This is a genomic window from Fischerella sp. JS2 (genome assembly GCF_032393985.1).
Lineage (GTDB): Bacteria > Cyanobacteriota > Cyanobacteriia > Cyanobacteriales > Nostocaceae > Fischerella.
Map to the genome: position 1 here is coordinate 6,303,378 of NZ_CP135918.1, position 25,939 is coordinate 6,329,316.

The window sequence follows — 25,939 nt, forward strand, 5'->3', positions numbered from 1 at the left end:
TATTTTTACCATCAAAGATTGTAGTTAATGGCTCTAGTCGCTCAAAAGTCCAATTGCAAGCACTAGAGCAACTAACTATAATATTTTTTTTGGTATTCAATTTTATTTTACTAATTAAATAAATTAGATAAACTTTTAATTAAGAAAAATAAATTATATAAATAATGAATTTTGCAAATTATTTGACAGTTTCATTGCTGATTACTAATTTATAATTGAATAATTTCTGATTAGAAAAACAGAAGTATCTGAACTTATATTAAGGATATTAAGGACTCAAAAGCCTCTTCTTTCTGCTTTCTACCATAACCCAACGACAAATATCTATGTTGGGCTACTTATTCCCTTTTATTTGGTATCAAAAATAATTCCAACTATGTTAAAAGATAGGGAACTAGAGAACCAGATAAACTTTCTGGAAGAAGCCAACGGTAATTTGAATACCCTAGAATCTATATTCTTGGAACTCAAATCTAACCATCAAAGCTATTTACAAAATATTGATATGGCTCTCAAAGTGATTCATTCGATCAAAGCTGGTGCAGATATTGTAGGTTTTCCTTTACTGAGTGATTTTGCTCACCGTCTAGCAGATGCGCTACAAGATTTCAAAAAACAGACAAACTTTTTAGAAATTGACACCGAGTTACACAGTTTGCTCTTATCTAGCATTGAATGGTTACGACAGATAGTGAAATTACTTTCTGTTGGCTATGTCATAGATGAGCAATGGTTAACAAGTTTTTGTTTTCCAGTATTTGAAGAGCTAAAAAAGCGTTTGACTCAGCAAATTTGGGCAAATAACCCAACGCAGTACTCACCACCTCAAGAACTGGAAGACATCATCTTATTAATTTTCAAAACTGAAGTAGAAGAATATTTACAACACCTAAAATCTTTATTAGCTCAAACGGATAAGTCTGCTTTAAAATCAGAAGTCATCATGATAGCTACTCAGTTGGGTGATTTAGGTGAGCTACTTTATTTAAAGGCTTTTACCCAGCTTTGTCAGTCAGTTATACAACATTTAGAAGTAGCTGTATCTAATACAGATGTCATAGATATTGCTAAATTAGCATTATTGACATGGCAGCGATCGCAAACATTGATACTGACAAAGCAACTTGCAAAATTGCCGACTGAAATTGGTGTGAACTGGGATATAAAAGGTAAATTTATTCAAAATTTTCCAGAGCAAGAATTCACATGTATAGAACTGTTACCAGATGTACTGTTTTCTAATTACCAGAGAGAATGTCAAGAAATAACAGTACGAATTCCTGTCAATAAAAACGAGAAAATCAATTTTTTATTTCAGGAAGTTACTATCCAGCAACAAAACCTAAAAATGCATATAGATAGATTACACAAGCTCATTCACAATCTTAGCCTTCGCGTCAAAAAGCTGGAATTAAAAAATTATGAACTACATCTTGCTTATAATAAATTATCTACTAATGTATGTACATTGACGAAAATACATGCACAAAATGAAAATCCATATCACATTGTTGCCGCTCATCATCTCACAGACAACAGTCAAGAATTAAATTATCTGTCACAAACAGTCATCGAAACCATTGCTAAAATTCAAGCAATCACAAAAGATATTGAGAGCAATATAACTGATGCCAATCAAGTTAATTTCCTTTTAGAAAAAACAGCTCAAAATCTTAGAGAATCTTTTGTACAAACACCATTGCTTCACTCTAGACAGCGAGTCATGCTAGTAGAATGTCATGGTATGCTCGTGGCATTACCAACAAATATAATTGTAGAAACATGTTTGTTAGAACAACTTGATAGTGAGTTTTTGCACTGGCAAGGTTCAACAATTCGCTTAATTAGGCTTGAGCAATACTTACAATTTTATAACTTACATCCCGCAATATCATCTTCAGATACTCTGCCACAAATCGATACTGCGAATGTATTAATCATTAGAGATAACAATCAACAAGTTGCAGTACAAATAGATCGTTGTTGGGGTGAAATAGAAGTTTCTCTTCATCAAGTTGAAGCTAACACAACTCTACCTACTGGCATTAGTAACTATACAATTGTAAATGATGAGCAAATAGTGCCTGTGCTGAGTACTAGTGATTTGCTGAATTGGATTACTACTAGTCAATTCTCAACAGCTACTTGATATACATATGAATTTTAGATGGGAATTACCTACCCTAGCTTTGATTTACCCATTAGCGATCGCATGAATTTTCATCGCCTGTGAGATCCCCCAACTTTTTAAAAAAGTCGGGGATCTGATCCCTCATAACTTATAAGGTTGCTCATAATGGACGACAACTAGATAAAATTTTGTGCATATTTACCACCGCACCAATCACCACAATTGCAGGTGCTTCAAATCCAGTTTGCTCAACCTGCTCTACAATTGTTCCTAACTCACCAATCAACTCTTCCTGATCTGGTCTTGTACCCCAACGTACCAAAGCAATAGGAGTTTCCAGACTCAACCCCGCCTTCATTAACTCCTCGACAATATAAGGCAAATTGTGAATTCCCATATATATCACTATAGTTTCGGAACCGTGAGCGATCGCACTCCAATTCACAGTCGGTCGATACTTACCTGCCGCCTCATGACCTGTAACAAATGTTACTGAGGAACTATACAATCGATGTGTCAAAGGAATATCCGCGTAGGCTGGAGCCGCTATCCCCGATGTAATGCCCGGCACAACCTCCACAGCTACTCCCGCTTGCAATAATTCTTCCATCTCTTCGCCACCGCGACCAAAAATAAACGGATCACCCCCCTTCAACCGGACGACAACCGCGTGTTCTTGCGCTTTCTCAATCATTAACTGGGTTGTTTCTTCCTGCACTAGTGAATGACGTCCCCGCCGCTTCCCAGCATTAATTTTTTCCGCTTGATGATTAATCATTTCTAGAATTGCTGGACTTACCAAAGCATCATAAATCACAACGTCTGCACACTCCAACAACCCTTTACCCTTGAGTGTCATCAACCCCGGATCTCCTGGCCCAGCACCCACCAAATAAACCTTTCCCAAACTATTCTTCCCCTCTTCCTTCGCGTCCTTAGCGTCTTCGCGGTTCATTCTTGAATTAAATCCCAAACTAAATCAGCTAACTGTGCACTTGCTCCTAAAGGTTCTGCCAACTGCAAATCCACCCCAGGAAACTGTAATTGTAACTTTTCTGTTACCTGAGCGATCGCATCAGTTATTCCACCTGCGAATAAAAAGTATGGCAGAATTGCAATTTGCCTGTGGCCAACATCAATCAACTCTTTGACTTGCACTTCTAAACTAGGAGGTACAGACCAGTAAGCAGTCACTGCATCTAAATTTTTCGCTATTGCTTCTACTCGTATTTGTGAACCCGGACGACGGCTACCATGCGCTACAAGAATCCTCGCCGTCGCTTTTGTCGCAGTGAATTGCTTGGCTAAAAAGTTCTCTAACCCAGAGTGACTACCCAAATGTGGTTGTAATTCTATTAAAATATCTTCACCAAGAGCCGCTCTTGCCAGCCTGACTTCATTAGGAATATCATCCATCACATGTACCCCTGATAGCAAAAACAGTGGCACAACTTTGAGATAAACCTTCTGCCAACCAACAGAATTTCTGACGAACTTGATGATTTGCTTATGTAAAGGTTCTGGCTTAAGTTCTAAACACGCTGTACCAACTCTAATTCCAACTTCAAGACTTCGCGCTTGCTCAATTACAAGCTTTGCCAACTCCTGCATGGCAACTTCTGGACGTGGATCTCGGCTACCGTGGGATACTAGTAAACATGCAGACACCATTAGCAAGGGAAAATTTAAAATATATAGTCAATAATCTTAGCAAATTTTTAATATTATTTTTATTACTTTGACACAGTTGTATTTCATTGATCGCATTAATTATCATGGGCAGCGAGAACCCCGACTTTTTTAAAAAGTCAGGGTTCTCATCTCTCGCAACCCTTTAGAACTAATGAAATAGGACACTCATAGTTGATTGTTGGTAGAAAAATTGTTTTTCCAACCAACCAACAACTAACATTTAAGACCAACTAACTAATTATGATTGCTTTTCTGCTAAAGGATCAGCAATGTAACGGAAAGTTGGCTCTGAATTCCAAGGTCCACGTTCATCTTTGCCATCTGTGGACAAGTTGTAGTAAATATCAACAGTGCTATCAGGTTGGATATTACCAAAGAACGGATCTGTTAATTTACCCAAAGAATCTAATGCTTTCATAAACATTTGGGTGTGGGATATTTCTCTTGTCAAAAGATGAACAAGAGTATTTTTAGTACCTTCATCTGGTGCTAATTTAATTAATGCTTCGTAAGTTTGACGTGCGCCAGCTTCAGCAGCAATATCTGCTCTTAAATCGCGTACGACATCACCACCTTCATTTACGTAATTAGCATTCCAAGCAACACCTTGGCTATCTAGTAAGTGTGGTCCCATACCACGTACAGCGAACAAAGTACTTTTATAAGCTTCAGTTTGATCAACATTTTTGGTATGCGCTTCGATGAGTTTACCCACCATTTCTAAATGACCAAACTCTTCAATGGCAATATCTTGCAGCATATCTCGAATTCCAGGATTCTCACAGTGAAATGATTGAGTCCAGTATTGCAAAGCTGCTGTTAATTCACCTGTTGCACCACCAAACTGCTCTAAAAGTAATTGAGCAAAGCGTGGGTTAGCTTCTTTAACATCAACGACATGAATAGTCTCTTTTTTGTGAAAGAACATCAGTTATTTTCCTCTCTTAAGATATCTACTTTGGTCACAAACTATTAAGGATAAAGCATTGTTCAAAATTTCATATCTCTGGAAATTTTTTTGACAATACTTTTCTCTAAGCACTAGATAATTGTTAGTTGTTAAAGTTTCACAACTAACTGTAGTCACCAGAAAAAATGATGTTTGTTGATCTGATACCTTACACCAAGAGCAACAAGAGCTAGAGGCTTTATTTCTTGTTATCAGATTCAACCTGGGAACAAGGATTTGGAGGCTGAGACTCCTGGCTGTTGCAGGTGGTGCAAGATATAAATTGAGGTTACTCTATTTAAAAATGCTAAACATAACAGCAAATCTTTACCTTCACCTAAAGAAAGACTTACTGTTTGATTATTTCTAACCAAAGCTTTATTTGCTTATCAGAAAGATTTAACTAAAATTAGATTCTTATCCTCCAGTTAAAATAGATAGTAAAGTGCGATCGCTCACAGCTAATCTCGTGAAAAAGCCACAGACAAAGGGAGATATATCTATTGCTGTTCAGCCTTATAAGTGTAAAACTGGTTAAAAGCTCCTATTGTCTCAAATTGATAACCAGGTGTAGAAGGCAAAATAGAATCAACTCTGAGTGCAGGTATCAACGAATTTACATTTAAGTCTGTATGGTAAATACTAAAAACAATAAAATCTTGACGTACGGTACTGTCAGCAATGATCTCTCGTAGTTGCGGCTGGGCAGAATCTACAACTTGCCTGCAATTAAACTGTATAATATTTTCTAAAAATTTAGGGGTTTTTTTGCAGACATTTGTATTCAGATATTCTGTTAACCGTTGTGCTGCGTAGTTTTCATATTCAACCTGACTGGGATTTGTCTTAGTCATAGCCACTCCCAAAGCAGCTAGACCTAAGACTCCCACATATGCCATAATATTTAAGGCTTTCATTATCTGAACAGTGATTTGCTGTAGTTTCTAGACTCCAGATTAGCTGAGTCCGTTCCTTGGAAAAAATTTGGATCAATTTCCCAGGGAAGTGCTATAATGAGAAACGCAATGGCGAGCGTAGCCAAGTGGTTAAGGCAGAGGATTGTGGTTCCTCCATTCGTGGGTTCGAGTCCCATCGTTCGCCCTCAGTTTTCAACTAAAGTATATGCCCAGTGATGGCAAATCTTTATGGTTTGCTAGCAAAAATTATCTCAGTTATCAGATATTTATGGTTGCCCTCTAGGCGTCTGTGTGTAATTGTCTCCAAATCAAAGTTTTCTAACTATAAGGCATAATGAAGAGCCAAAATCATTTAATTTACTACTCTTAGCCGAATTGATTCTACCTGATCCACGTTCTAGCATTAGTGATCATTTACCTCAAAAGATAATTGTTGAATCTACAGAGTGAAGAGACAATTTTTGGCAATATTCTGATGAAGCTTGCGATATACGGGTGATACCGTTCTACAGATTGGATTTCTTGTAGGAATGATGTATTTGTATCATCCAAAAAGTAAAATAGTATGAAGCATTTAAGTAAGTCGGTAGGAATAAACATAAAGCGAGTTCCGAAAAGTAAACATGTCTAAAAGCATTACCAATGAATGGTAGTGCTACAACGAGGGGAACTACCGCAACGCACTGTTTCCCAATGACAAAGGACAAATGACGACTCTAACGAGTTAGCTTTATTTGTACCGACTTGCTTACTTTTAATCCTCATCAAGAGCAGGGAAATATTCCTCAAATTGCCACAACTCATTTCTATTTTCAAAAAACCAAGTCCGAGTTGCTGGAGTTAATTTACTCCAAATAATTTCAGGGGAGATATGAGGAGATGCATATTGATATTCTTTACCAAGGGCTTGGAGATTTTCTGTAACATCATCAGGGATACCAAATTCTTGCCAATCAACTTTTCTATATATTCCAGACACACCTCTAGCAGGATCAAAAATTAATTGTGCAGCTCTAATTAAGTCCGCAAAGTGTACTGGCTTGAGTTTGTTGATTGCTTGAATTTCAATTGATTCGTTATTTTCGGGAGACATCGTAACTAGAGTGGTGAATAGTAATTATCTGTTGGATTTACTTTAGTGAGACTCCCACCCCGATGCCTCTAGTTTAGCGCATAGCAGCAAATGTGAGCATTGCTCATCTCTAAGAACGCAACTGTGCAAGCATTAGCGCCGGATTCCAATAAGCACGTGTTGTTTGAATCTTGCCAAAATTGTTAATTTCAAACACTGTTATTCCTTCAAATGTCACTGATTTATCAGTTTTACTAATTCCCTGCATAGTCCATTTAACAGCTGCTTCATTACCTGCAATAAAAATATGCTCTGTTGTTGCTTCTAATTTATTAAATACTGTTTTTAACTGGTTGATAAATGCACGAAAATTTTCATGAATTTTTGTGGGTGGTTCTCCAACTGGGTTATAACTGATAGCATCTTCTGTGAAATTTTCAATCCAATCTTCAGCATTCATAGCGGCAATATTGCTAAAATAGTTAGCAATTAAATTTGTGATTTCTTCTTTTGTTAACATATTTTTTATATATTTTTAGTTCAAAATTTTACTAAATATTACTAATGCCTTTTAGCTTTGAGTAATAAATGTTTGTAGTGTAAGATTAGTAAAAATATGACTGTTATAATTACGACTAGCACGTATCAATAAATTGGGATTAACCTGCCACTCAAGTACTGCACAAAACTCTTGTGCAGTTACTATTTTTGGAGGAAAAGTAACAGAAATACCATCACACAAATGTAAAGTTATGAAATTATCGCCTAAGTTTTCTAATTGATTGCAAGAAATATCTACAGGCGATGACACTATCCAATCGGGTGTGATAGTTTTAGCTGTTCCTTTCCAGTTCTGATGAAACTCTATAGACTTTTTGGTTGAGGGAGGAGTAGGTGTTTCTGGAAATGAAGTTAAATTTTCAGGAATAACTACAATTCTTTCTAAGTTGCCAGACTCATCATACATGATGACAACGCTAGCGCGTCTATCTTCGTAGCTCAAACCTGTTTCAAAACCAAAATTTGTACCTAGTTCAATTTTTTGAGAACCCCAAGAAAAACTATTATCTAAAAATAAAGCCCTGGTAATTGGTTTTTGATAAGGTCCAAAGATCTTTGTCTCCTTTGTGCCATCAGCATATGTATAGTGATTTTGGTGATATATTTCACTACCATCGGCACTGATTTTAAAACTTCTAATACAATTAAAACTTTCGATTATTTCTCCGTCAGCAGAGTATCTCGTCCAAGTGCCATACCAATCTCTATTGGCATGATATCGACAAAAATTATCCCAATTTTGTAGTTGTGCTGCTGTATTATCTGTATTCATCAATTTTGTTTTGAGTACTTTAGTTACTAATTTTCAACTAGGACTGTAACCGCAGCCACAGCTATCAACATTTCGTCATTTTTATCATTGAGTTCAGGGATGGCTCTACCTTGCACAACCATTCCCCCCAGTTCAACTGTTAAGGATTTGCGACCAAAAGGTAGTACAGCTAGTACCTCTTGTTGACGAACTTGTGAGGGGTAGGGTACTGCAACTTGCACTTCTACAATCATTTCATTGGGGTGACTCAAGCCCGCTACCTCCCAAACACCAGGTAAAGCATTGTTGGCGATCGCATTTCTCACAGCCCTGGCTGCTGCTATTGTTGGATCTTGTCCATGCTGATCTATCCCCATTCCCATTTCGATAATTAACCGTTTACGTGCCATAGTTACCTCTGATACTGTTTTTGAATTACAGAAGCTCATCCAACTGAGTGGGAAAGATGCTAGCCCACAAATCTACAAATCATAAGAAAAGCTTATACAGGCTATTGATTATTCTTTGTCAAGTCTAGTTGACCTTTTGCAACAAAAAACTTTATATTTATTTACATAAGTTAATTTTTTTAAATATTAATATCTCCCATCGACATTTGGATTCCTCATGGTCGCCTCGGTGTTTTGTACCGAGGCTTTTTGTTTATAAAAAGGCAGGGAGCAAAAAGCAGAGGGCAAGAGGCCAGAAGGAACAAATAAGTTATACCAATTCGCCAAAAGAATGCGACAGATAGGCCATCTTGTAGAGACGCGATTCATCGCGTCTTTATCCAAGGATGTGTTGCAATCATTAATTGAATTGGTATTAGTTGGGCATTGGGCATGGCAAAATGATGAGTCAGTATCTTTATTACCAATTACCCATTACCGACCCCAACGGATAATATAACTGTTCAAGTGGACATAATATTATCTCTTCAAAAACCGTTGACGTAGACGAAAAACAAAAATATTCACCTCTTGTAATTTCATAGCAGCAACGATCGCACCAAAAACAACCAAACCAACTAAGCCACATATAACTAATTGCAACAGTTGAATTAGCAAACCATTTCCACCCAAAAATTGCTGCAAAATTTGAAGAGTAGCAAAACTAGCTACACCAGCGACAATGCTACTAGCTGTTAAACCGAAAATAGGTAAACTCCATTGTCCTAAGGGCAAGCCATTTAACCTGCGATTTAGCAAAAACAACAGCATCAACACAGAACAGCAATTTACTCCCACTGTTGCTAATACCAAACCGGCAGCACCAAAAGATTTAATTAAAAGGAAATCTAACAAAGCGTTGAGAAAAATATTAATCACGCTGATCCGAAAGGGTGTTGCACCGTCACCCAAAGCATAAAACACCCGTACCAGAACGTCACGCCCTAAATAGACAAACATTCCGATCCCATTCGCAATCAACAAAGAGGCTACCAGTTCTGAGTCTGTGCCTTTAAAAGCACCGCGTTCGTATACCACTCGTACAATTGGTACGGCTAAAGTTATCATTAATGCCCCCAAGGGCAGCATTGTCAAAGCAGAAAGTAATAGTCCTTGACGAATGCGTAATTTTAACTCATGCCAATGTTCAGGAGCGGCAAGGCGGGCAAAAATGGGTAACAGGGGAACCAAAATTACGTTGGAAATAATACCCAAAGGTGTCTGCACAAGTAAGCCGGCATTAGACAAAGCAGCAGCAACCCCTGTAAAGGGAATCAAAGAAGCAAAAAACAAATCTGTGTAAAGGTTAATTTGCAACATTCCTGAGGAAAAGGTCGCTGGTAGCATGATTTTCATCACATCGCCGACTCCAGGCTGATGAAAATCAAAGCGTAGCCGGAATTTACCCATACCTGCTTTTGCTTGGGCGATCACCTGTACTAACCACTGTAAAAATGCACCTAGCAAAACACTTCCTGCTAACACCTTTCCACCTAATATGGCATAGTCAGGTGTGCTAATTTTACTACCAAGTTGCAAAGCCAGGACACCAAGACCAATAATAACAGTAACACTGGAAAATAAAGGACTAATTGAGGGCAACCAAAATTGATTGGCAGCATTAAGAACGCCAAAACCAATCCCTATCAAACCTGCCAAGACTGCCATCGGGGCCATAATTTGGAGTTGGTTGATGGCGATCGCTCTCACTAATTCTTTTCCTGGCACTTTTAAACCAGGTGCAAACATATCTATGAAAGTAGGTGCAAAAATCACCAAAAAAATCGATACTAATAACAGTATCCCACCCACTAGCGTTGTAATAGTTTCTACCAAAGGGGCGGCTTCTTCTTTCTTACGCTTAGCTAAAACACTGACAACAGCGCTGTAAAAGGGCCCATTAATTCCTCCTAGCAAAATCAGCAGAAAACCAGGAATCGTGTAGGCATAATTAAAAGCATCAGCAGCGGGTCCCAAACCAAAAGCGGCAGCAATAACTTGCTGCCGGACTAAACCAAATACTTTACTGATTAAAGTAGCGGCGGCAATAATACCAGCAATTCCAGCAAGGGAACGAGAAACCTTTTGTTCTTCTGTCACAAACAGTACCCAATAAGCAAAAATGGCCCATACTTGAAAACATTTAACCGAAAATTCGGTACTTTGTCAGGGTATTTTTGATTAAAGGGAGTAAATTTGACTTGATGCTCCTCAAGCATCACTCATAATATCTACAAGAAGAGTGGTAATGTAAAGCTTTTCTTCCTCGTCTTCCTCGCCAAGAATTCTCCCATATGACTGTAAGAATATCAATTACACTTAATTGTGGAAATCACTTACATCAGTTGTCTCTAAAAAGCTTAATGCCTTGATCGCATTTTACTTACTATTACCAGGTCTTGTACCAAAAGTATAATGCCAGAATGAGGTAATTCAACATCCAAAGAATATTAAAGAAAATTTCGCCTGAAGTAAATCGAGACACATATTGAGTTCTGGTAATCTCTACAGGTGGGAGGTTTATTTCCTCTAGCATTTCTGTAAAGTAAACTTGTTGAATCCAGTATTTGCCATTTTGTTTATAAATCCGCCGTTTACCAGGCTGAGGACGAAACTCATTTATTTGCAACAGCGCAATGATCAGCGAGTAGATAAGAAAAAATGCGATCGCTAATTTTGTCCATACTGGTAAGAATTTGTAAAAATCCCGAAAAAATTCAACAAAGTGGGCTGCATTCCATAACTGTTCCCAAATAAAAAGCAAGCCATTTCCCAGCATTAATCCGAAATGTAATACTAGTGACCATCTGGGAAAATTTAGGGTTGTGATCTGCTCAACTTCAGCTTCAGAAAAAATACAAAATATTACTTTAATATGCCGTATCAGGCTGGCAAAAAAACCAACGAAGGCCAGTAAGAACAATATCAGGAACATAACAAATAAAATCACCTGAATAAATGTCTTAACTTGTGCCTAATTCTCAGAAAAAATAAAAAGTGAAGAAGTGAGACTTAAAACGTACTTTTCACCATCAGCAAATAATATTAATTATTTACCTTTGTTTCACTTCTTCTTAAAAGAATAGCGGGTTTAGCATTTAGCATTACCCATAAAAAGGCAAGAGCCAAAATAAAAATTATGCCTAACAAGCGCAGCAGAATTTTTGACATAATAGCAGTGTTATTTGTTGATTGGTGGTGATTCCAAACAACCACCAACTACTAACTACTAACAAATGACTACTTCCAATCTTTCCCAATTCTAATAGTGAGATCAGATTCTAAGTCACCCATTGCTGAGACTTCAATAGTTCCCAAACCCAAGATTTTTTGCAGTTGTTCTGCGGCTTGGCGGTTGCCTTTTTGGGCAATAATCTTAGTTTCACTACGCCCATCGGGCCAATCTGAAATAGCATAGACTTTTTTAAAGCCTTTGCTTTTGAGAGAGTTGATTACCTTGGCAGTTAGCTGGGGTTGATTGGAGGCATTTTGAATAGCAATTTTGAGACTAGGTAGCGATCGCCTATCTGGTTTCAGACCACCTATACTAACTCCAGTATAATTATTGAGCAAGTCAACTTTTCCAGTTAGATTCAACCAATAACTATCAGGATCTGCACTTAAACGACTAAAAATACCTGGTAGCAAGGTCATTTGAAAATTATCCCGCTCCATGTTCAAAGAGAAGTTGACTAGTGCCATCATCTCTTCAACTTTCAGGTTTGTGTCAAAGTACTTGCCCATAATGTGGACTAGCTGTGGCAACCTGGGTAAAACAGTGGGACTAAACAAGCGTTCGCGTAACCCCATCAGCAATGCTTGCTGTCGCTGTACTCTTGGAAGATCCCCTGTGTTAGCTTCACGGTAACGCACAAACTGTTCAGCCTGTTCACCGTTAAGAGTTTGCCAACCACTGACTAAATTAATTGAAAACTTACCAGCCGAGTCTTTGTATTCCATCGGTTTGGGAACAAACACTTCTACGCCACCCAACTGATCTACTAACTGCCGTAAGCCGCTAGTAGAAATACGGATGTAGCGATCAATGGGTGCATTACTCAAAGTCCGACTCACAACCCGCGCTGCCAACACCGGACCCCCTTGGGCGTTAGCTTGGGATACTTTAGTTAATCCCTTTGATTCTGGGATCGCAATCATAGTATCCCTGGGAATCGAAAGCACGCGTATGGTATGATTTTCTGGGTTTAGTCTTACCAACAACATCGTATCGCTCTTACCAGCATAACTTTCTGGAGAACCATCAACGCTACCACGGACTGGTTCGATGCCCATGATCAGAACATTCATTGGGCGTGTGAGCTTATATTGAGAAATATTGCTCCAAATCTCCCCTGGTAATGGCGTTTTTTCTGCGTCTGGGCCACCCATACCCAACTCTTCATCTGTTCGATCTATATCGCTCCAGAGGGGAGTCCAAAGCGCTAAAGTCGATACTAATAACCCTGAAAGTGTGATCCCTACAACTATTGTCAACAGCCAAAATAGCCACCGAGGCATTGCCAAACCCAACCTTTGATAAAGTTGGCTGGGTATAGAACCTACAGACTCTACAAACTGAGATGATACATTCGCTTGTTGTTGTGGGTTTGCCTCATCAGTAGATTTTTGCGCTTGTTGAGATTTACCCTGATTTTTGATCTGTGCTACTTGTTTAACCACAAACTATCTCCCCACTCATCCACTCCCTAAACCTAATGTTAATCTAAGCAACCAATCTTGCCAGTGATGAAGACCACAGTACACTTAGTAGTGTTCTTGAGTAAGTTTCTATGACAACATGACTAGAGCATTGTTCCCTGTAATTCTTGCTGGTGGTAAAGGTGAACGCTTTTGGCCCTTAAGTCGCCAAAATCGACCCAAACAATTTTTAAACCTAGATGGTAGCTCTAGAAGTCTTCTACAAGCAACGGCTGATCGACTGCTACCATTAGCAGACGGTTGGGATCGCTTGTTGGTGATTACTTCTAGTCAGATAGCCCAAGGAGTTAAGGAACAACTGCCCGAACTACCATCGAATAACTTGCTAGTCGAGTCTCAAGGAAGGGACACAGCCGCAGCAGTTGCTTGGACAAGCTTGGAAATCAAAAAGCGTCACGGAGATGACGCTATTATCGGCTTTTTCCCTGCTGATCATTGGATTGCTAACCAAGATGTTTTTGCACACACAATAAATGCAGCAATTGAACTAGCAGCAAACACAGCAGCAATTGTCACACTGGGGATCAAGCCCACCTTTCCATCAACTGGCTACGGTTACATAGAACAAGGCGAAAAGATTGGTTGCTTTGATGACTTGCCAGCTTATCATGTCAACCGCTTTACTGAAAAGCCCGACCGTCAAACGGCAGAAAATTTTCTGGCGACGGGACGTTTTAGCTGGAATAGCGGGATGTTTATTTTCCGGGCGGGTGTTGTTCTCAAGGAACTGCATATCCACGCCCCAGAAATTATTGAACCGTTGATACAGCACGGCCCTGATATCTATCCCCAGTTACCTAAGAAGAGTATAGACTATGCGCTCATGGAAAAAACGAATTTGACACATGTCTTACCAGTGGATTTTGGCTGGGATGACTTAGGTGATTGGAATGCGATCGAACGTTTATTAAAAAAAGAAGATTCCCCAAATGTAGAACTAGGTACTCATGTAGGGTTAGATACACAGGGTGCTATTGTTTACACTAACAATCCTGATGAGGTTGTTGTCACCATTGGTCTAGAAGATGTCGTAATTGTGCGCGATCGCAATGTGACTCTTGTTGTCAAAAAAGACCGTACTCAAGAAATCAAGCAAATTTTGAAAACTTTACAAAGTGATCCCCGATTTACGGAATTGTTGTGAAGTTAGTAGTTAGTGGTTAAGAATCAACAATCAACTACTAACTACCAACTACTTCGCCTTCGCTTCTAAGTTTTCCAAACGACTTCTCAGTTCCTGATTTTGTTGTTTGAGTTGATCAAGTTCCTCGCGCAGTAGTTTAACTGCACTGTCTGTACCAATATTCTTTTGCACTTTGGCAATCTCTTCTTCTGCATAGCGGCGTACCCGTCCATCTGCTGTTTGATCGCCAAGGGATTGCAAGATACTGATGGCTTTGGGAGTTTCCATATTTCCCAAGGCTGTCACTACTGCGACTTGAGTTAAGAAGAATCTTTCTTTAGCAAGTTCTGCCAAATGATCTAAGATTCGCTCTACATTGGCAGGAGTTTGACCGACAGAGACTATACCCAATGCCCGAATTGCTGTCAAGCGCAAAGGCTGGGGAATGCCTATTTTGGTGTATTCCAAAATCAGATTTAAGGCTGCTTCGGAAGTTTTAAGTTTGGCTAAACCAGCGATCGCCCCACTGCGTACTACTTCATTCCAACCTGCTTTTGCTTCTAAAACTGTTTTTAGCAGTTTCAAAACTTTTTCTTCTTTGGGTTTTTCTTCCAAACTGGCAGCTGCAATTGTACCAACTGCGCGGGCTGCGGCTGCTTCTACATAGTAGCTGGCATCTCCATTCTCAACTACTTCTTTGATAGCCTTATAACTAGCGTAGGTTTTGATTGTTGCCAGTGCTTCTACTACAGCTCGACGTACATTGGGATTATCATCTTTTAACCCTAGCACTAAAGCATCAAAGCTTTGGTCTAACTTGATTTCTGCTATTTGGGCAGCTACTTCTGCACGCACACCCCAAAAAGGATCTTTTTGCAGTGCTGACAATAGTGCTTTAAGGACTTCTAGTCCTCCTTTTTTCGCTAAGGCTTCAGCTGCGTAAATACGCGAAATTGGATTGGGATCAAATTCTAACTGTGCTTTTAACTCTGGTACTGAGTACTCCAAGGAAACAGTTTTCAAGAAATTATTCCCCACATCAAAGCTGACAAACAGTGGTTTCTCTTCTAGTGGGAAATAGAAAGTTTGTTCACGTTCGTGAACCCGTACCTTGAAAATTTTTAATTCCGCAGTAGCACCATTTTTAGCATAACCAAAACCAATGGGAATTCGTAGGTCAAATAAATCACTGTTACTGCCATTTTTATCAGATGATGCTTGGGTTTGAGTTACCGTCACCTTAGCTAAGTTAGCATCGCCATCCCAAGAGTATGCGACTTTGAAATCTGGATGCCCCCCTCGAAATACATACTGGTCAAACAGAAATAATAGATTACGTCCAGTTGCCTTTTCGATCGCCCGAAGTAAATCTATTGTTTCTACGGTTTTATGGGCATTATCCTGGACAAATGTCTGCATTGCTTGCCAAAACATTTCGTCGCCCAACTCCGTACGGATCATGTGATATACACAAGACCCTTTTTCATAGATGTGGCGATCATAGAGTTCGATCGCTTCTCGATAGACGTGTGTCACCATCGGACGGCGGTAGCGACTGCTATCTTCTGCTAGATAGCTGCGGGCTTCTCCTAAGCGATAATAGGCTGCTTCATCTGCACCGTACTCATGCTCTGTCCACATTACTTCAGAATAAGAAGCCATGCCTTCTTTTACCCAAGCATGTGACCAGTGTTTGATGACAACTAAATCACCAAACCATTGGTGTGCCAGTTCGTGGACTACTAAACTTTCTGTATTGCGGTTATCTAATGCTGCTTTAGCATCCAGCAAACATCTATCTGTTAACAGTGTGGTGGAAGTGTTTTCCATGCCACCAAAGATGAAATCATCAACGCAGACTTGGGCATACTTTGGATAGGGATAAACATAGCCATATTTTTCGCTGAGAAACTCCATCATTCGGGGAGTTTTGCCCATACTACGTTTGGCATCTGCTTCCCGTCCTTTTTCCACATAGTATGTAACAGGTTTTCCGTTCCAATCATCGCGAATTTCTGCAAAGTCACCTACCGCCAGTGTCATTAAATAGGTAGGATGAATTTGCTGCTGCAACCAGTGATAAATTTTGTCCTCACCGTCTGCTTCTGTAGCAATTAGTTCACCATTAGATATGGCAATCAGTGGTTTGGGAACACGGACACGAATTTCGGAAGTAGACAACTGTCCCGGGTAGTCAAAACAAGGAAACCAGAAGCGTGAGTCTTCATCTTCACCCTGTGTCCAAACTTGAGTGGGTTTGTGGGGATAATGTTTATTGGGTTGGATGAAGTAGATCCCCCGTTGGGGCTTTTGGACAGAGTAGGCGATCGCGATCGCAAGTCGTTGATTAACAAGGGTGGGTGAATGTAGTTGGATCGAGAGTTTTTCACCGTCGTAATCAAACTTCTGCTGTACTTCATCCACAAAGACAGATTCAATGTTCAAATTAACAGCATCCAAGCTTAAACGGTCAATACCATTACGGATGGGCAATAAAGTAATATTGCACTTTCCTTGAACGCTCTGGTTGGGAATATCTAAATCGAGATCTAGAAAAATATGTTCAACCTGTCCGGGGCGGTCAGGGTTATAGTGTGGTTTTGCCCCTGGCAACTCAAAAGATTTGTAACGGTAATTTTCTGTATCAAAAAAATAATAAGACATTGATGCCTACTGACCTTTTAATCCTGATAACTCTAAATGGATTTAGTTAACAAAAAGAAAACGAAGTAAAAGAATGAAAAATTGCTACATAGTACACTTTTCCCAAATCGACTCTTGATGCTCCCCGTTGTCATTTAGTCGAGAGTGTCCTACGCTCTATTCGGTTTTCATTGAGTAAAAATACTCCAAAGCATTTACATAGCTTTAGGATAGCTTGTTGCTATTGTTAATATTAATTTTTTTTCGATGAATAACAGAAAATTTCTTAAATTTTATCTTCATACTTGTGTGGGAGATTCAGATTTATTGACAATTTAAGTTTGTTTATTTACTGGTTAATCAGTAAATTCAACTAAGAGAGTAGATAAAAGCAATAAGACTAAGCACCCAAAACAAAATCTTTGTCTTGATGACAAATTTATAAAAATACAATAATAGAATAAAAATACCTAAAACAAAAACATGATGTTTTGAATTCGTGATAAATTCATAGCCGCAATTGTAGTAGAAATTGATGAGTATAAGGGTATATGGGTGTTAGAGTGTAAAAAAGACTTAATTTAAAGATTATTTAATCATTTAAAAATCTTAGAATTGGTATAAAAGAACTCAGAAATACATTGCAACATCAAAAATCCAGAAATCAAAATATTTCATCCCGGCAACTAGCTTTTATTGCCTTGCGAGAAGTCCACAAGGGAGCTTATGCTGATGTGGCACTAGACCGAGTGTTAGCAAAAGCAGACATAGCAGATGGTGAAGTTGGTGCAAAGATGCTCAGCGATCGCCGTTTAGTCACAGAATTAGTTTATGGCTGCACCAGAAGACAGCGTACTCTCGACGCTATTATTGATCAACTTGCCAAAAAGCAATCCCATCAGCAACCCAAAGACCTCCGCACGATCCTGCATTTAGGCTTCTACCAGTTGCTATATCAAGAACGAATTCCTCCTAGTGCGGCTGTGAATACCACCGTACAATTATCCAAGGAAAATGGTTTTGCTGGATTGGCTGGTTTTGTGAATGGTTTATTGCGGCAGTTTCTTCGCCTCATGGAAGAGATGGGGAGGTGGGGAGATGGTGGAGATGGGGGACAAACCAGACAAGGGGAACAAGGGAGGAACACGGGGAATATAGATGAAATACTCTGTGTGTCACCGCGTCTTTTTTTCCTCACATCTTTCTTACAGCTACCAGAAAACCAAGTTGAACGTTTGGGTATTCTACACAGTTTTCCTGACTGGATAATTCAAGTTTGGATAGACCAATTTGGTGTAATCGAGACAGAAAAACTATGTATCTGGATGAACCAAACCCCAGCAATTGATCTACGGGTAAATCCACTTCGCGCTGATTTAGAAACAGTAGAAGCAGCATTGCAGGCGGCTGGTATTTCCTGTCAACGTCTTCCCCACCTCCCGCAAGCTTTACGATTACTGACTCACCCAGGTCAAATTCAAAATCTGCCTGGTTTTAGTCAGGGTTGGTGGAGTATCCAAGATAGTAGTGCCCAACTAGTTGGTCATTTCCTTGATCCCCAACCAAAAGAAGTAGTGATTGATGCCTGTGCTGCACCCGGTGGTAAAACCACTCACATGGCTGAGTTAATGCAGGATACGGGGAAAATTTGGGCGTGCGATCGCACTGCTTCTCGGATGCGGAAACTTCAAGAAAATATCCAACGGCTTGATCTGAAATCTATAAAAATTTGCATTGATGACACTCGGAATTTATCCCAATTTCGTAACTCTGCTGACCGTGTCTTACTGGATGCACCTTGTTCTGGTTTAGGGACGTTACATCGCCATGCTGATGCGCGCTGGCGACAAACACCAGACTCAGTCAAAGAACTTTCCATCCTGCAAAAAGAATTAATATCACATACAAGCACTTTTGTAAAACAAGGAGGGTTACTAGTTTATGCTACCTGTACGTTGCATCCAACTGAAAATGAAAGCGTCATAGAATCATTTATCACAGAAAACTGTGATTGGAAAATAGAGACTTCTTTTCAAAATGTAGCTTTTCATAAGTATTCCACGTCACTAGGCTGCCTAAAAGTTTTACCCCATCAACATGACATGGATGGCTTTTTTATGGTTCGTTTAAGAAAAACCAATAATTCAGGGTGAATACTGTGTAGCAGTTGTAAGATTTCAAGGAGGGCAGAGTCAAACTATAGGAGGCTGTGATGTCAGTAAACTCCAGTAACGTCAAAAACTTAGTTAAAATTCTGATTGGAGCAGCTTGGATAGATGGCACAATCCAAGCAGAAGAAAGGCAGTATCTGCGTCAAATAGCTCAAGAGAAAGGGATAGCTAGCGATCCAGATATTAAGCCTTTATTATACGAACTAGTTCCCGTGAAGCCAATCGAATGCTATGACTGGGTCAAGGAATATTTAGGTGAGCATCCGAGTATGGAAGATTACCAAAATCTAATTCAAGCCATCAGTGGTTTAATTTACAGTGATGATGAAGTAGCAGTAGAAGAAGCAAAACTGCTGATGAAGTTACAACAATTATCTACCCAAGAGCAATCAACCCAAGCCGGATTAAATGCCCTTCTCAAACAAATTCAAAAGCTTTACCGTCGTTGGGTTGAAATTCAAAATTAATCATTGTCAAAAATCCATTGTCAAGTGTCCATTGTCAAAAGTTTTTTTACTATTGACCATTGACCATTGACCATTGACCATTGACTATTTAGGTTCACCTACACCAGGTGTTTCATCTTTGTCAACTTTGGGGACAAAGTCGGGGCGTTCTTTATCTTCCCAACCTACGGGACGCTTGGAATTGTACCAAGCAATTGAACCAATTGTGACAGCAGCAATAAAGCCAATTACATAAACCGCAGTAAAAGCGAAAGGAAAATGAGGTTCATTAGCTGCTTGTGCTGCTGCTTGCATTAATAAATTCATGAGTATAATCTCCTAAAATAAGTAACACTACTTAAAAACTTATAAAAAGAGCATACCACCTACATCCCCCACAAGTCAGAGGGAAGGGGAGGAAATTAGTACAGTAGTTAGTAGGTGGTTAGTACAGACGCGATTAATCGCGTCTGTACAATAGTGGTTAGTGGTTAGTTGTTGGTTATTTCCAATGCCCAACGCCCACTCCACACACTCCCCCCACCCTGCCTTAAGCCTATGAGCGCGTCTACACCCCACCTCCCCATTTCACTGTGAAGAACTTGGCTTCAGTCTCTCTCGCCAAGAGGGTGTGGATGCGGAACTAGAAGAACCACTACTAGAGCTAGCAGACGGTGTATACCTGACTCGAGGAATTATAGGTGTAGAAGAATTTGAATATTGTCTATATCTTCGTCGTGATGGAGATGACGAATAATCACTATTAGAAGCCGATTCGTCATTACGATATCGACGCCGATAGCTTCTTTGGGAACTAGAGTCGTCAGCTGCTTGCTGTTCTCGATAGCGGCGTCTGCGTCGCCGCCTTGGGGTTTGTTCTTGCTGTTGTTCTTGCTGTTGATAATTAGTTCTTCTGTATCTTCTTCTGCGAGACGATCGCCCTTGGCTATTATTAGAATCTACCTGTTGATTTTGTCCATCAGAATTCTCGTTATTAGAAGGAGCAGGAGGATTAACAATTCGTTTAGCTTTGATGCGTTGTGCTTTAATAGTACCTTTACGACCTTCTAGCTTCGGTCGTTCCGGAAACTTCTCGACTGGCATTCCTTCTGTTGCTTTTTCCATGAATTCGTGCCAGGTATAAGCAGCAGTACTGCTACTACCCGCAGTTGGTTTGTTGTCGTCGTTACCTAGCCATACGCCTGTTACTAACTGGGGTATGAAGCCAATAAACCACAAATCTCGAGCCTCATCGGTAGTACCAGTCTTACCTGCAACAGGTCTATCATTCAAGTTAGCAGCACCGCCTGTACCTGCATTTACCACATTACGCAACATCCAGGTCATAATCGCGGCACTTTCTGTATCTAAAGCGCGCTTTGGCTGAAAATTATCTCTCCAAATTACCTGACCTTGGCGGTTGAGAATGCGGGTGATGCCGTGGGGTTCTACGTGTAATCCTTGAGTGGCAAAGGAACCATAAGCACTTGTTAACTCCAGCAAATTCACTTCATTTGAGCCGAGAGCTAAAGAATACATCGGTTTGAGTTCCGATCTAATTCCCATATCATGAGCAAGCTTAATTGTTGGCTCAAATCCTATATCCATCAACACTTTCACCGCAATAATATTTATTGACTTGGTGAGAGCATCTCTCATATTCATCCAGCCGTAGAAATTCTCGCTGAAGTTTTTCGGCTCGTAACCATCCACAATCAGGGGTGCATCTTCATAACCATCATAGGGATTTTTACCAGTAGCGATCGCTGTTGCATACACAAATCCTTTAAAAGTCGACCCTGGCTGTCGTTGTGCCTGGGTAACACGATTAAATTGGTTTTTGCTAAAGTCTTTTCCCCCAACCATTGCTTTGATCGCACCAGTCCGGGGATCAATCGCCACCAAAGCTCCTTGCTTAAAGTTTTCCCAGCGACCCTGATTACGTAAAGTTTTATCCACTGCTTCTTCTGCCATCTTCTGCCAAGACAAGTTTAAGGAGGTTTCCACCGTTAAACCGCCTGCATTCAAAACCTCTGGGGAAACATATTTAGGCAATTCTTTCTGGACATAACTGATAAAGTAAGGAGCTTCAACTTGCCAGCGTTTGGGTTGACTAGGCCTAACGGCTAATTTTTCGCTAACTGCGATGTCTCTCTCAATTTTGGTGATGTATCCGTCTTCATACATCCGTTGCAAAACTAAATTCCGCCGTTGTTGGGCAGATTCTAGATTCACTTGCGGTGAAAAACGGTTGGGGGCTGGAGGTAAGGCTGCGATCGCTGCCATTTCCCCCAAGGTGAGTTCATGGACTGGTTTACTAAAATACACCCATGCCGCATCTGCAATTCCGTAGGCTCCTGAACCCAAATACACTAAATTGAGATAACGCTCTAAAATCTGGTCTTTAGACAATTGGTCTTCGATTTTCTGTGCTAGACGAGCTTCTTTGAGCTTACGCCAAATTGTCCGCTCTTGTTTGAGAAAGAGAATTCGTGCTAGCTGTTGCGTGATGGTGCTACCACCTTCGACGACGTTTTGCGATCGCAAATTATTTAAAACTGCTCTCACAATTCCTTGGGCATCAACACCATCGTGTTTGTAAAATCTTCTGTCTTCTGAGGCAATAAAAGCTTTTTTGAATTTCTCTGGTATTTCCTCTAATTTCAACTGTTCTCTAGTTGCTTCTCCCTGCTGTTGCAAAATCGTCCCATCGGCAGCTTTGATGGTTAATGTTTGCTCTCTAACAACAGCACTGAGTTCAGTTTTATTTGGTAATGTTTGGTCAATAGACCAAACTCCATAACAAACAGCAGCGACACCGCCGCTTACACCCAAGCCTGCCCAAAACCAATAACGACGGTATAGTGGTTTATGACTGCCAGGAAGCTTGGCAACTACCTGAGTTACTATCTGCTTAGCTTGCTTCAGTTTTGTTGGTGGCCGGTTCTCATCATGGTTTTGTTCATTTGTGGATTCCTCTTTTGCTTGGGTATCACCTATTGCCGACCCCAATTTTTCTGTTTGAGAATCACTCGATTTTGTAGTTCTTTCTTTAAACCAGGAGGTAAACTTCCCCACGTCAGCTCCTCACTTTCAGTAGTTCCAACCTAACCACCATGAAATTTTCAGATTGGTACACAACGTTTGTGTTTGTACAGTATCCTAATAAATTATTCACTTAATTCACTATATAACAAATAAGATTTCTTAAGATTAGTCTTAAAGATATTTACGAGATTTATACCTGTTCTTGAGTAATATTTTGGAGTCAGAAAATAATTGAAAATATTTGCAAACAGCAAACTCCAGCTACAGACAACAAACGATGCCAGCAAAGATGAGTGGAAGCCTGTTGCAGTAGCTTTAGGTAGTAATATAGGAGATTCCTATACAATTTTAGAGACAGCTATCAAAAATCTGGCTCAAATACCAGGTATTATCTTAGAAGCGAGATCCAATTGGTACAAAACTAAAGCTGTAGGCCCAGCACAACCAGATTATTTGAATGGTTGTGTAATTATGCAAGTCAATATGACACCAAATTTATTATTGGCAAGCTTGCTAGAAATAGAAAAAAAATTTGGGCGCGTCCGGAAAGAGCGTTGGGGTCCTCGCACATTAGATTTAGATTTGTTGTTATATGATGACTTAATTTTACATACGCCAAACTTGCAAATTCCCCATCCGAGAATGCAAGAACGTGCTTTTGTCTTAGTGCCGTTAGCAGAAATAGCCCCAAATTGGGTAGAGCCAGTCACAGGACGCTCAATTCAAGAACTAGCCAAAGTTGTAGACTGTTCTGAAGTGCATTTGTTAACGAATATATGATTTTACAGCAATACAATTAGGCGTGTAAGGGAATTAGGGTATATAGGTGTAGTAATTAAGTTGAAGATTTCCCTAACACCCTTAAACCCATCCACCTTTTTTCTTGCGACTTTTTAGACTAAAAAACTTAACTATGCCATTAGGTAGAGAATTACCCCAGCTACTAAAACAACGTCTATTCTACAGAGGACGTAAGTTTGATTTTGAGGTCAACCGCTTACGTTTGCCTAACAAATCAGAAGGAGAATGGGAGTGCATTCGTCACCCTGGAGGTGCTTTAGCTGTACCGATAACGCCAGAAGGTAAACTCGTTCTCGTACGTCAGTATCGTTTTGCAGTTGGGGGAAGGTTATTAGAGTTTCCCGCAGGAACTGTGGAAGCAAATGAAGATCCCTTGGATACAGTGAAGCGGGAAATAGAAGAGGAAACTGGTTATCGCGCTCATAAGTGGCAAACCTTGGGAGAATTTTTTATTGCCCCTGGATATTCTGATGAAATTATTTATGCTTTTTTGGCTCAAGATTTAGAAAAGCTCGAAACACCACCAGCACAAGAAGAAGACGAGGATATAGAAACAGTTTTACTGACTCCACAAGATTTGGAGAAAGCAATTCTACAAGGTGAACCTATAGATGCTAAATCGATTTCTAGCTTTTTCCTAGTTCGCAATTTTCTTTTAGGAGACAAAAAAGATATTTGAGCAATGCATCTTGTAGGGTAAAGGGTAAAAGCTTACCTCTTCCCATAAGAAGTATGTTGATTACACAACCTTTGCATTTCTAAAATTCCACAATATACTACAAATGTAGTGTATTGTGGAATATATGTTGTTAGAATTAGCGGTCGGTGATGCTTATGGTGCAGGCTTTGAGTATGCGAATGAAATGAGCGCTTGCAATGTTTAAGTAGATATCTCAAGCATCCGCGCCATAATATTCAGCCAGGTTGCTATACTGACGACACACAAATGAGCATAGCGATCGCAGAGACTCTCGTAGCTAACCAACCGTGGACACCAGAAGTTCTAGCCAATAGTTTTGTTACAGCCTTTAAACGAGATCCTAGAGAAGGTTACTCTGGCAATTTCTACCATTTCTTGATAGAAATTCAAAATGGTGAGGAATTTTTAACAAAAATTCGTCCCATGAGTGATAAAAGTGGTGCAGCAATGCGTGCAGCACCCATTGGTATTTTAGCGACACCAGAAAAAGTCATTGAGGCAGCAACAATTCAAGCTCAGATTACCCACAATACAGCAGCAGGAATCAATGCTGCCATCGCAGCTGCCTTGATGTCTCACTACTTTATTTATCAGCTTGGAGCAAAAAGCAAATTAGGGCAGTTTATTGAAGGCTACGTACCGGGTGAATGGACAAAGCCTTGGCAAGGAAAAGTCAAATCAAAAGGATGGATGAGTGTGAGCGCAGCAATTACTGCACTCCTACGAAATGATTCAATGAGTGCGCTGCTTAAAGATTGTATCTCCTTCACAGGCGATGTAGATACTGTAGCCGCGATCGCTCTCGCTGCTGGTTCCTGTAGCCAGGAAATTAAGCAAGACTTGCCAGATCATTTGATTCTAGATTTAGAAAATGGTTCCTATGGTAGGGATTATCTAATTGAGTTAGACAAGCAATTATTGCAACTAATTCCATGACCGAAGAAACGCAGAGGGCAGTCCCAATGAAAAAATTTCACCATCAAGCATGAAAAAACCTCACCTCGTCCTATCGCATACCCCTCTTTGAACCCGCGGAGAGGGGGTTGGGGGTGAGGTTACTTTCAAGTTAGAAGCAGAAGGAAAGAATTGGTTTCTCCCTCTGCCAAAAGGGTCTTGTGCCTCTAAATTTATTTATGAACCAAAGTAAAAAGATTTTTCTCGAGACACATAGTGCTTTAGAATTAGCTATTCTTGTTAAATCCCCTAAATTTATTTATGGGTATTCTCTTTCTGCCTTCTGCCTTCTGCCTTCTTAAATAATGATAATTGCAGCAATCATTAAACCTTGTGCTATATTGTATTTGTTGTTGTAAACAACCCAGAGCTAATCAACTCTGCCTTTTTGAGACTACGACCGCTTAGGTAACAAGGAGGTGATGCCCATGACAGATAGTAGTAAATGCATGGGTCATCAGGTTGCAGTAAGCCGGCTGTGTGCCGGGGCTGTTCTCTAAAAGTCAGCTTTAGTCTTATTGAGAGACTAAGTTACCTCAAGCAGCTAAGCTGATAAGGAGTTCCTTCCGGCAGTTAGGTTGCAACCTGAAGACCCAACTAGACCGCTCTTACCTAGATCACCTGATCTAAAGTAAGAGCGGATAGTTATATCTATAGATAGATATTTTATAGTTCAGCGAACGAAGAAGATAGACATGGGGATAGATAAATTAAGATGAAATACTCTCCCTTTTGCGTCTTTAAAAGCGTTACTGGATCTATTTGTCTGATATCCTTCTGGCTCCTGCCTTCTTCAATGGTCAATCTATTCC

The 25,939-nt window shown here is 39.9% G+C and carries 22 protein-coding genes and 1 tRNA gene; 9 read left to right on the forward strand and 14 right to left on the reverse strand.

Features of this window, described 5'->3' with window-relative positions; genetic code table 11:
* The first annotated feature begins 376 nt into the window (after window positions 1–376).
* Window positions 377–2,149 carry a chemotaxis protein CheW gene (locus RS893_RS27015; protein ID WP_315788673.1) on the forward strand — a complete coding sequence of 591 codons (1,773 nt, stop codon included), beginning with the start codon at window positions 377–379 and terminating at the stop codon, window positions 2,147–2,149.
* A 142-nt stretch (window positions 2,150–2,291) separates the two neighbouring features.
* Here the strand turns inward: RS893_RS27015 and cobA are convergent, their stop codons facing one another.
* The 4 genes from cobA to RS893_RS27035 all read right to left on the reverse strand — a co-directional run bounded on the left by cobA (window position 2,292) and on the right by RS893_RS27035 (window position 5,689).
* Window positions 2,292–3,086, reverse strand: a complete 795-nt coding sequence (gene cobA, locus RS893_RS27020; RefSeq protein ID WP_315788674.1) for a uroporphyrinogen-III C-methyltransferase — start codon at window positions 3,084–3,086, stop codon at window positions 2,292–2,294.
* The gene (locus RS893_RS27025) at window positions 3,083–3,802 is read right to left on the reverse strand and encodes a sirohydrochlorin chelatase (protein ID WP_315788675.1); all 720 of its coding nucleotides are present in this window, start codon (window positions 3,800–3,802) and stop codon (window positions 3,083–3,085) included. Before RS893_RS27025 ends, cobA begins: the two co-directional genes overlap by 4 nt.
* Before the next feature lie 259 nt (window positions 3,803–4,061).
* Window positions 4,062–4,751: a manganese catalase family protein gene (locus tag RS893_RS27030; RefSeq protein WP_315788676.1), complete on the reverse strand. Its 690-nt coding sequence runs from the start codon at window positions 4,749–4,751 to the stop codon at window positions 4,062–4,064.
* A gap of 521 nt (window positions 4,752–5,272) precedes the next feature.
* Window positions 5,273–5,689: a DUF4359 domain-containing protein gene (locus RS893_RS27035; protein ID WP_315788677.1), complete on the reverse strand. Its 417-nt coding sequence runs from the start codon at window positions 5,687–5,689 to the stop codon at window positions 5,273–5,275.
* Between the two features lie 111 nt (window positions 5,690–5,800).
* Between RS893_RS27035 and RS893_RS27040 the strand changes: the two genes are divergently transcribed.
* Window positions 5,801–5,873 (forward strand) — tRNA-His (locus RS893_RS27040).
* Between the two features lie 570 nt (window positions 5,874–6,443).
* Here the strand turns inward: RS893_RS27040 and RS893_RS27045 are convergent.
* The 4 genes from RS893_RS27045 to RS893_RS27060 form a co-directional block, all read right to left on the reverse strand.
* Window positions 6,444–6,782: a hypothetical protein gene (locus RS893_RS27045; RefSeq protein ID WP_315788678.1), complete on the reverse strand. Its 339-nt coding sequence runs from the start codon at window positions 6,780–6,782 to the stop codon at window positions 6,444–6,446.
* Window positions 6,783–6,891: 109 nt separating this feature from the next.
* Window positions 6,892–7,281 carry a nuclear transport factor 2 family protein gene (locus RS893_RS27050; RefSeq protein ID WP_315788679.1) on the reverse strand — a complete coding sequence of 130 codons (390 nt, stop codon included), beginning with the start codon at window positions 7,279–7,281 and terminating at the stop codon, window positions 6,892–6,894.
* Between the two features lie 51 nt (window positions 7,282–7,332).
* Complete coding sequence (locus RS893_RS27055) at window positions 7,333–8,094, reverse strand: DUF3598 family protein (RefSeq protein ID WP_315788680.1); 762 nt, start codon at window positions 8,092–8,094, stop codon at window positions 7,333–7,335.
* 26 nt (window positions 8,095–8,120) lie between these two features.
* Entirely contained in the window at window positions 8,121–8,483 is a 363-nt protein-coding gene (locus tag RS893_RS27060) for a Lin0512 family protein (RefSeq protein WP_315788681.1), read from the reverse strand.
* A 331-nt stretch (window positions 8,484–8,814) separates the two neighbouring features.
* Here RS893_RS27060 and RS893_RS27065 point away from each other — a divergent pair, with 331 nt between their 5' ends.
* On the forward strand, window positions 8,815–8,982 hold the full coding sequence (locus RS893_RS27065) for a hypothetical protein (RefSeq protein ID WP_315788682.1): 168 nt from the start codon (window positions 8,815–8,817) through the stop codon (window positions 8,980–8,982).
* 20 nt (window positions 8,983–9,002) lie between these two features.
* On the opposite strand, the gene murJ is transcribed toward RS893_RS27065, so the two are convergent.
* The 3 genes from murJ to RS893_RS27080 all read right to left on the reverse strand — a co-directional run bounded on the left by murJ (window position 9,003) and on the right by RS893_RS27080 (window position 13,202).
* Complete coding sequence (gene murJ, locus RS893_RS27070) at window positions 9,003–10,622, reverse strand: murein biosynthesis integral membrane protein MurJ (RefSeq protein WP_315788683.1); 1,620 nt, start codon at window positions 10,620–10,622, stop codon at window positions 9,003–9,005.
* A 289-nt stretch (window positions 10,623–10,911) separates the two neighbouring features.
* On the reverse strand, window positions 10,912–11,286 hold the full coding sequence (locus RS893_RS27075; RefSeq protein WP_315788684.1) for a hypothetical protein: 375 nt from the start codon (window positions 11,284–11,286) through the stop codon (window positions 10,912–10,914).
* Between the two features lie 476 nt (window positions 11,287–11,762).
* Window positions 11,763–13,202, reverse strand: coding sequence for an LCP family protein (locus RS893_RS27080; protein ID WP_315788685.1), 1,440 nt, complete (start codon window positions 13,200–13,202; stop codon window positions 11,763–11,765).
* 118 nt (window positions 13,203–13,320) lie between these two features.
* Between RS893_RS27080 and RS893_RS27085 the strand changes: the two genes are divergently transcribed.
* Complete coding sequence (locus RS893_RS27085) at window positions 13,321–14,385, forward strand: mannose-1-phosphate guanylyltransferase (protein ID WP_315788686.1); 1,065 nt, start codon at window positions 13,321–13,323, stop codon at window positions 14,383–14,385.
* A gap of 48 nt (window positions 14,386–14,433) precedes the next feature.
* Here RS893_RS27085 and RS893_RS27090 read toward each other — a convergent pair whose 3' ends face one another.
* Entirely contained in the window at window positions 14,434–17,028 is a 2,595-nt protein-coding gene (locus tag RS893_RS27090; protein WP_315788687.1) for a M1 family metallopeptidase, read from the reverse strand.
* 620 nt (window positions 17,029–17,648) lie between these two features.
* Between RS893_RS27090 and RS893_RS27095 the strand changes: the two genes are divergently transcribed.
* Complete coding sequence (locus RS893_RS27095; protein ID WP_315788688.1) at window positions 17,649–19,160, forward strand: 16S rRNA (cytosine(967)-C(5))-methyltransferase; 1,512 nt, start codon at window positions 17,649–17,651, stop codon at window positions 19,158–19,160.
* Window positions 19,161–19,219: 59 nt separating this feature from the next.
* Entirely contained in the window at window positions 19,220–19,645 is a 426-nt protein-coding gene (locus RS893_RS27100; protein WP_315788689.1) for a TerB family tellurite resistance protein, read from the forward strand.
* 84 nt (window positions 19,646–19,729) lie between these two features.
* On the opposite strand, the gene psb35 is transcribed toward RS893_RS27100, so the two are convergent.
* Window positions 19,730–19,951, reverse strand: a complete 222-nt coding sequence (gene psb35 / locus RS893_RS27105) for a photosystem II assembly protein Psb35 (protein ID WP_102149758.1) — start codon at window positions 19,949–19,951, stop codon at window positions 19,730–19,732.
* Between the two features lie 261 nt (window positions 19,952–20,212).
* Window positions 20,213–22,702: a penicillin-binding protein 1A gene (locus RS893_RS27110; protein ID WP_315788690.1), complete on the reverse strand. Its 2,490-nt coding sequence runs from the start codon at window positions 22,700–22,702 to the stop codon at window positions 20,213–20,215.
* A 201-nt stretch (window positions 22,703–22,903) separates the two neighbouring features.
* Between RS893_RS27110 and folK the strand changes: the two genes are divergently transcribed.
* From folK to RS893_RS27125, 3 genes are all read left to right on the forward strand, one after another.
* Complete coding sequence (gene folK / locus RS893_RS27115) at window positions 22,904–23,452, forward strand: 2-amino-4-hydroxy-6-hydroxymethyldihydropteridine diphosphokinase (protein ID WP_315788691.1); 549 nt, start codon at window positions 22,904–22,906, stop codon at window positions 23,450–23,452.
* 133 nt (window positions 23,453–23,585) lie between these two features.
* Complete coding sequence (locus RS893_RS27120; RefSeq protein WP_315788692.1) at window positions 23,586–24,152, forward strand: NUDIX hydrolase; 567 nt, start codon at window positions 23,586–23,588, stop codon at window positions 24,150–24,152.
* A gap of 192 nt (window positions 24,153–24,344) precedes the next feature.
* Window positions 24,345–25,109, forward strand: a complete 765-nt coding sequence (locus RS893_RS27125) for an ADP-ribosylglycohydrolase family protein (RefSeq protein WP_315788693.1) — start codon at window positions 24,345–24,347, stop codon at window positions 25,107–25,109.
* Window positions 25,110–25,939: the final 830 nt, after the last annotated feature.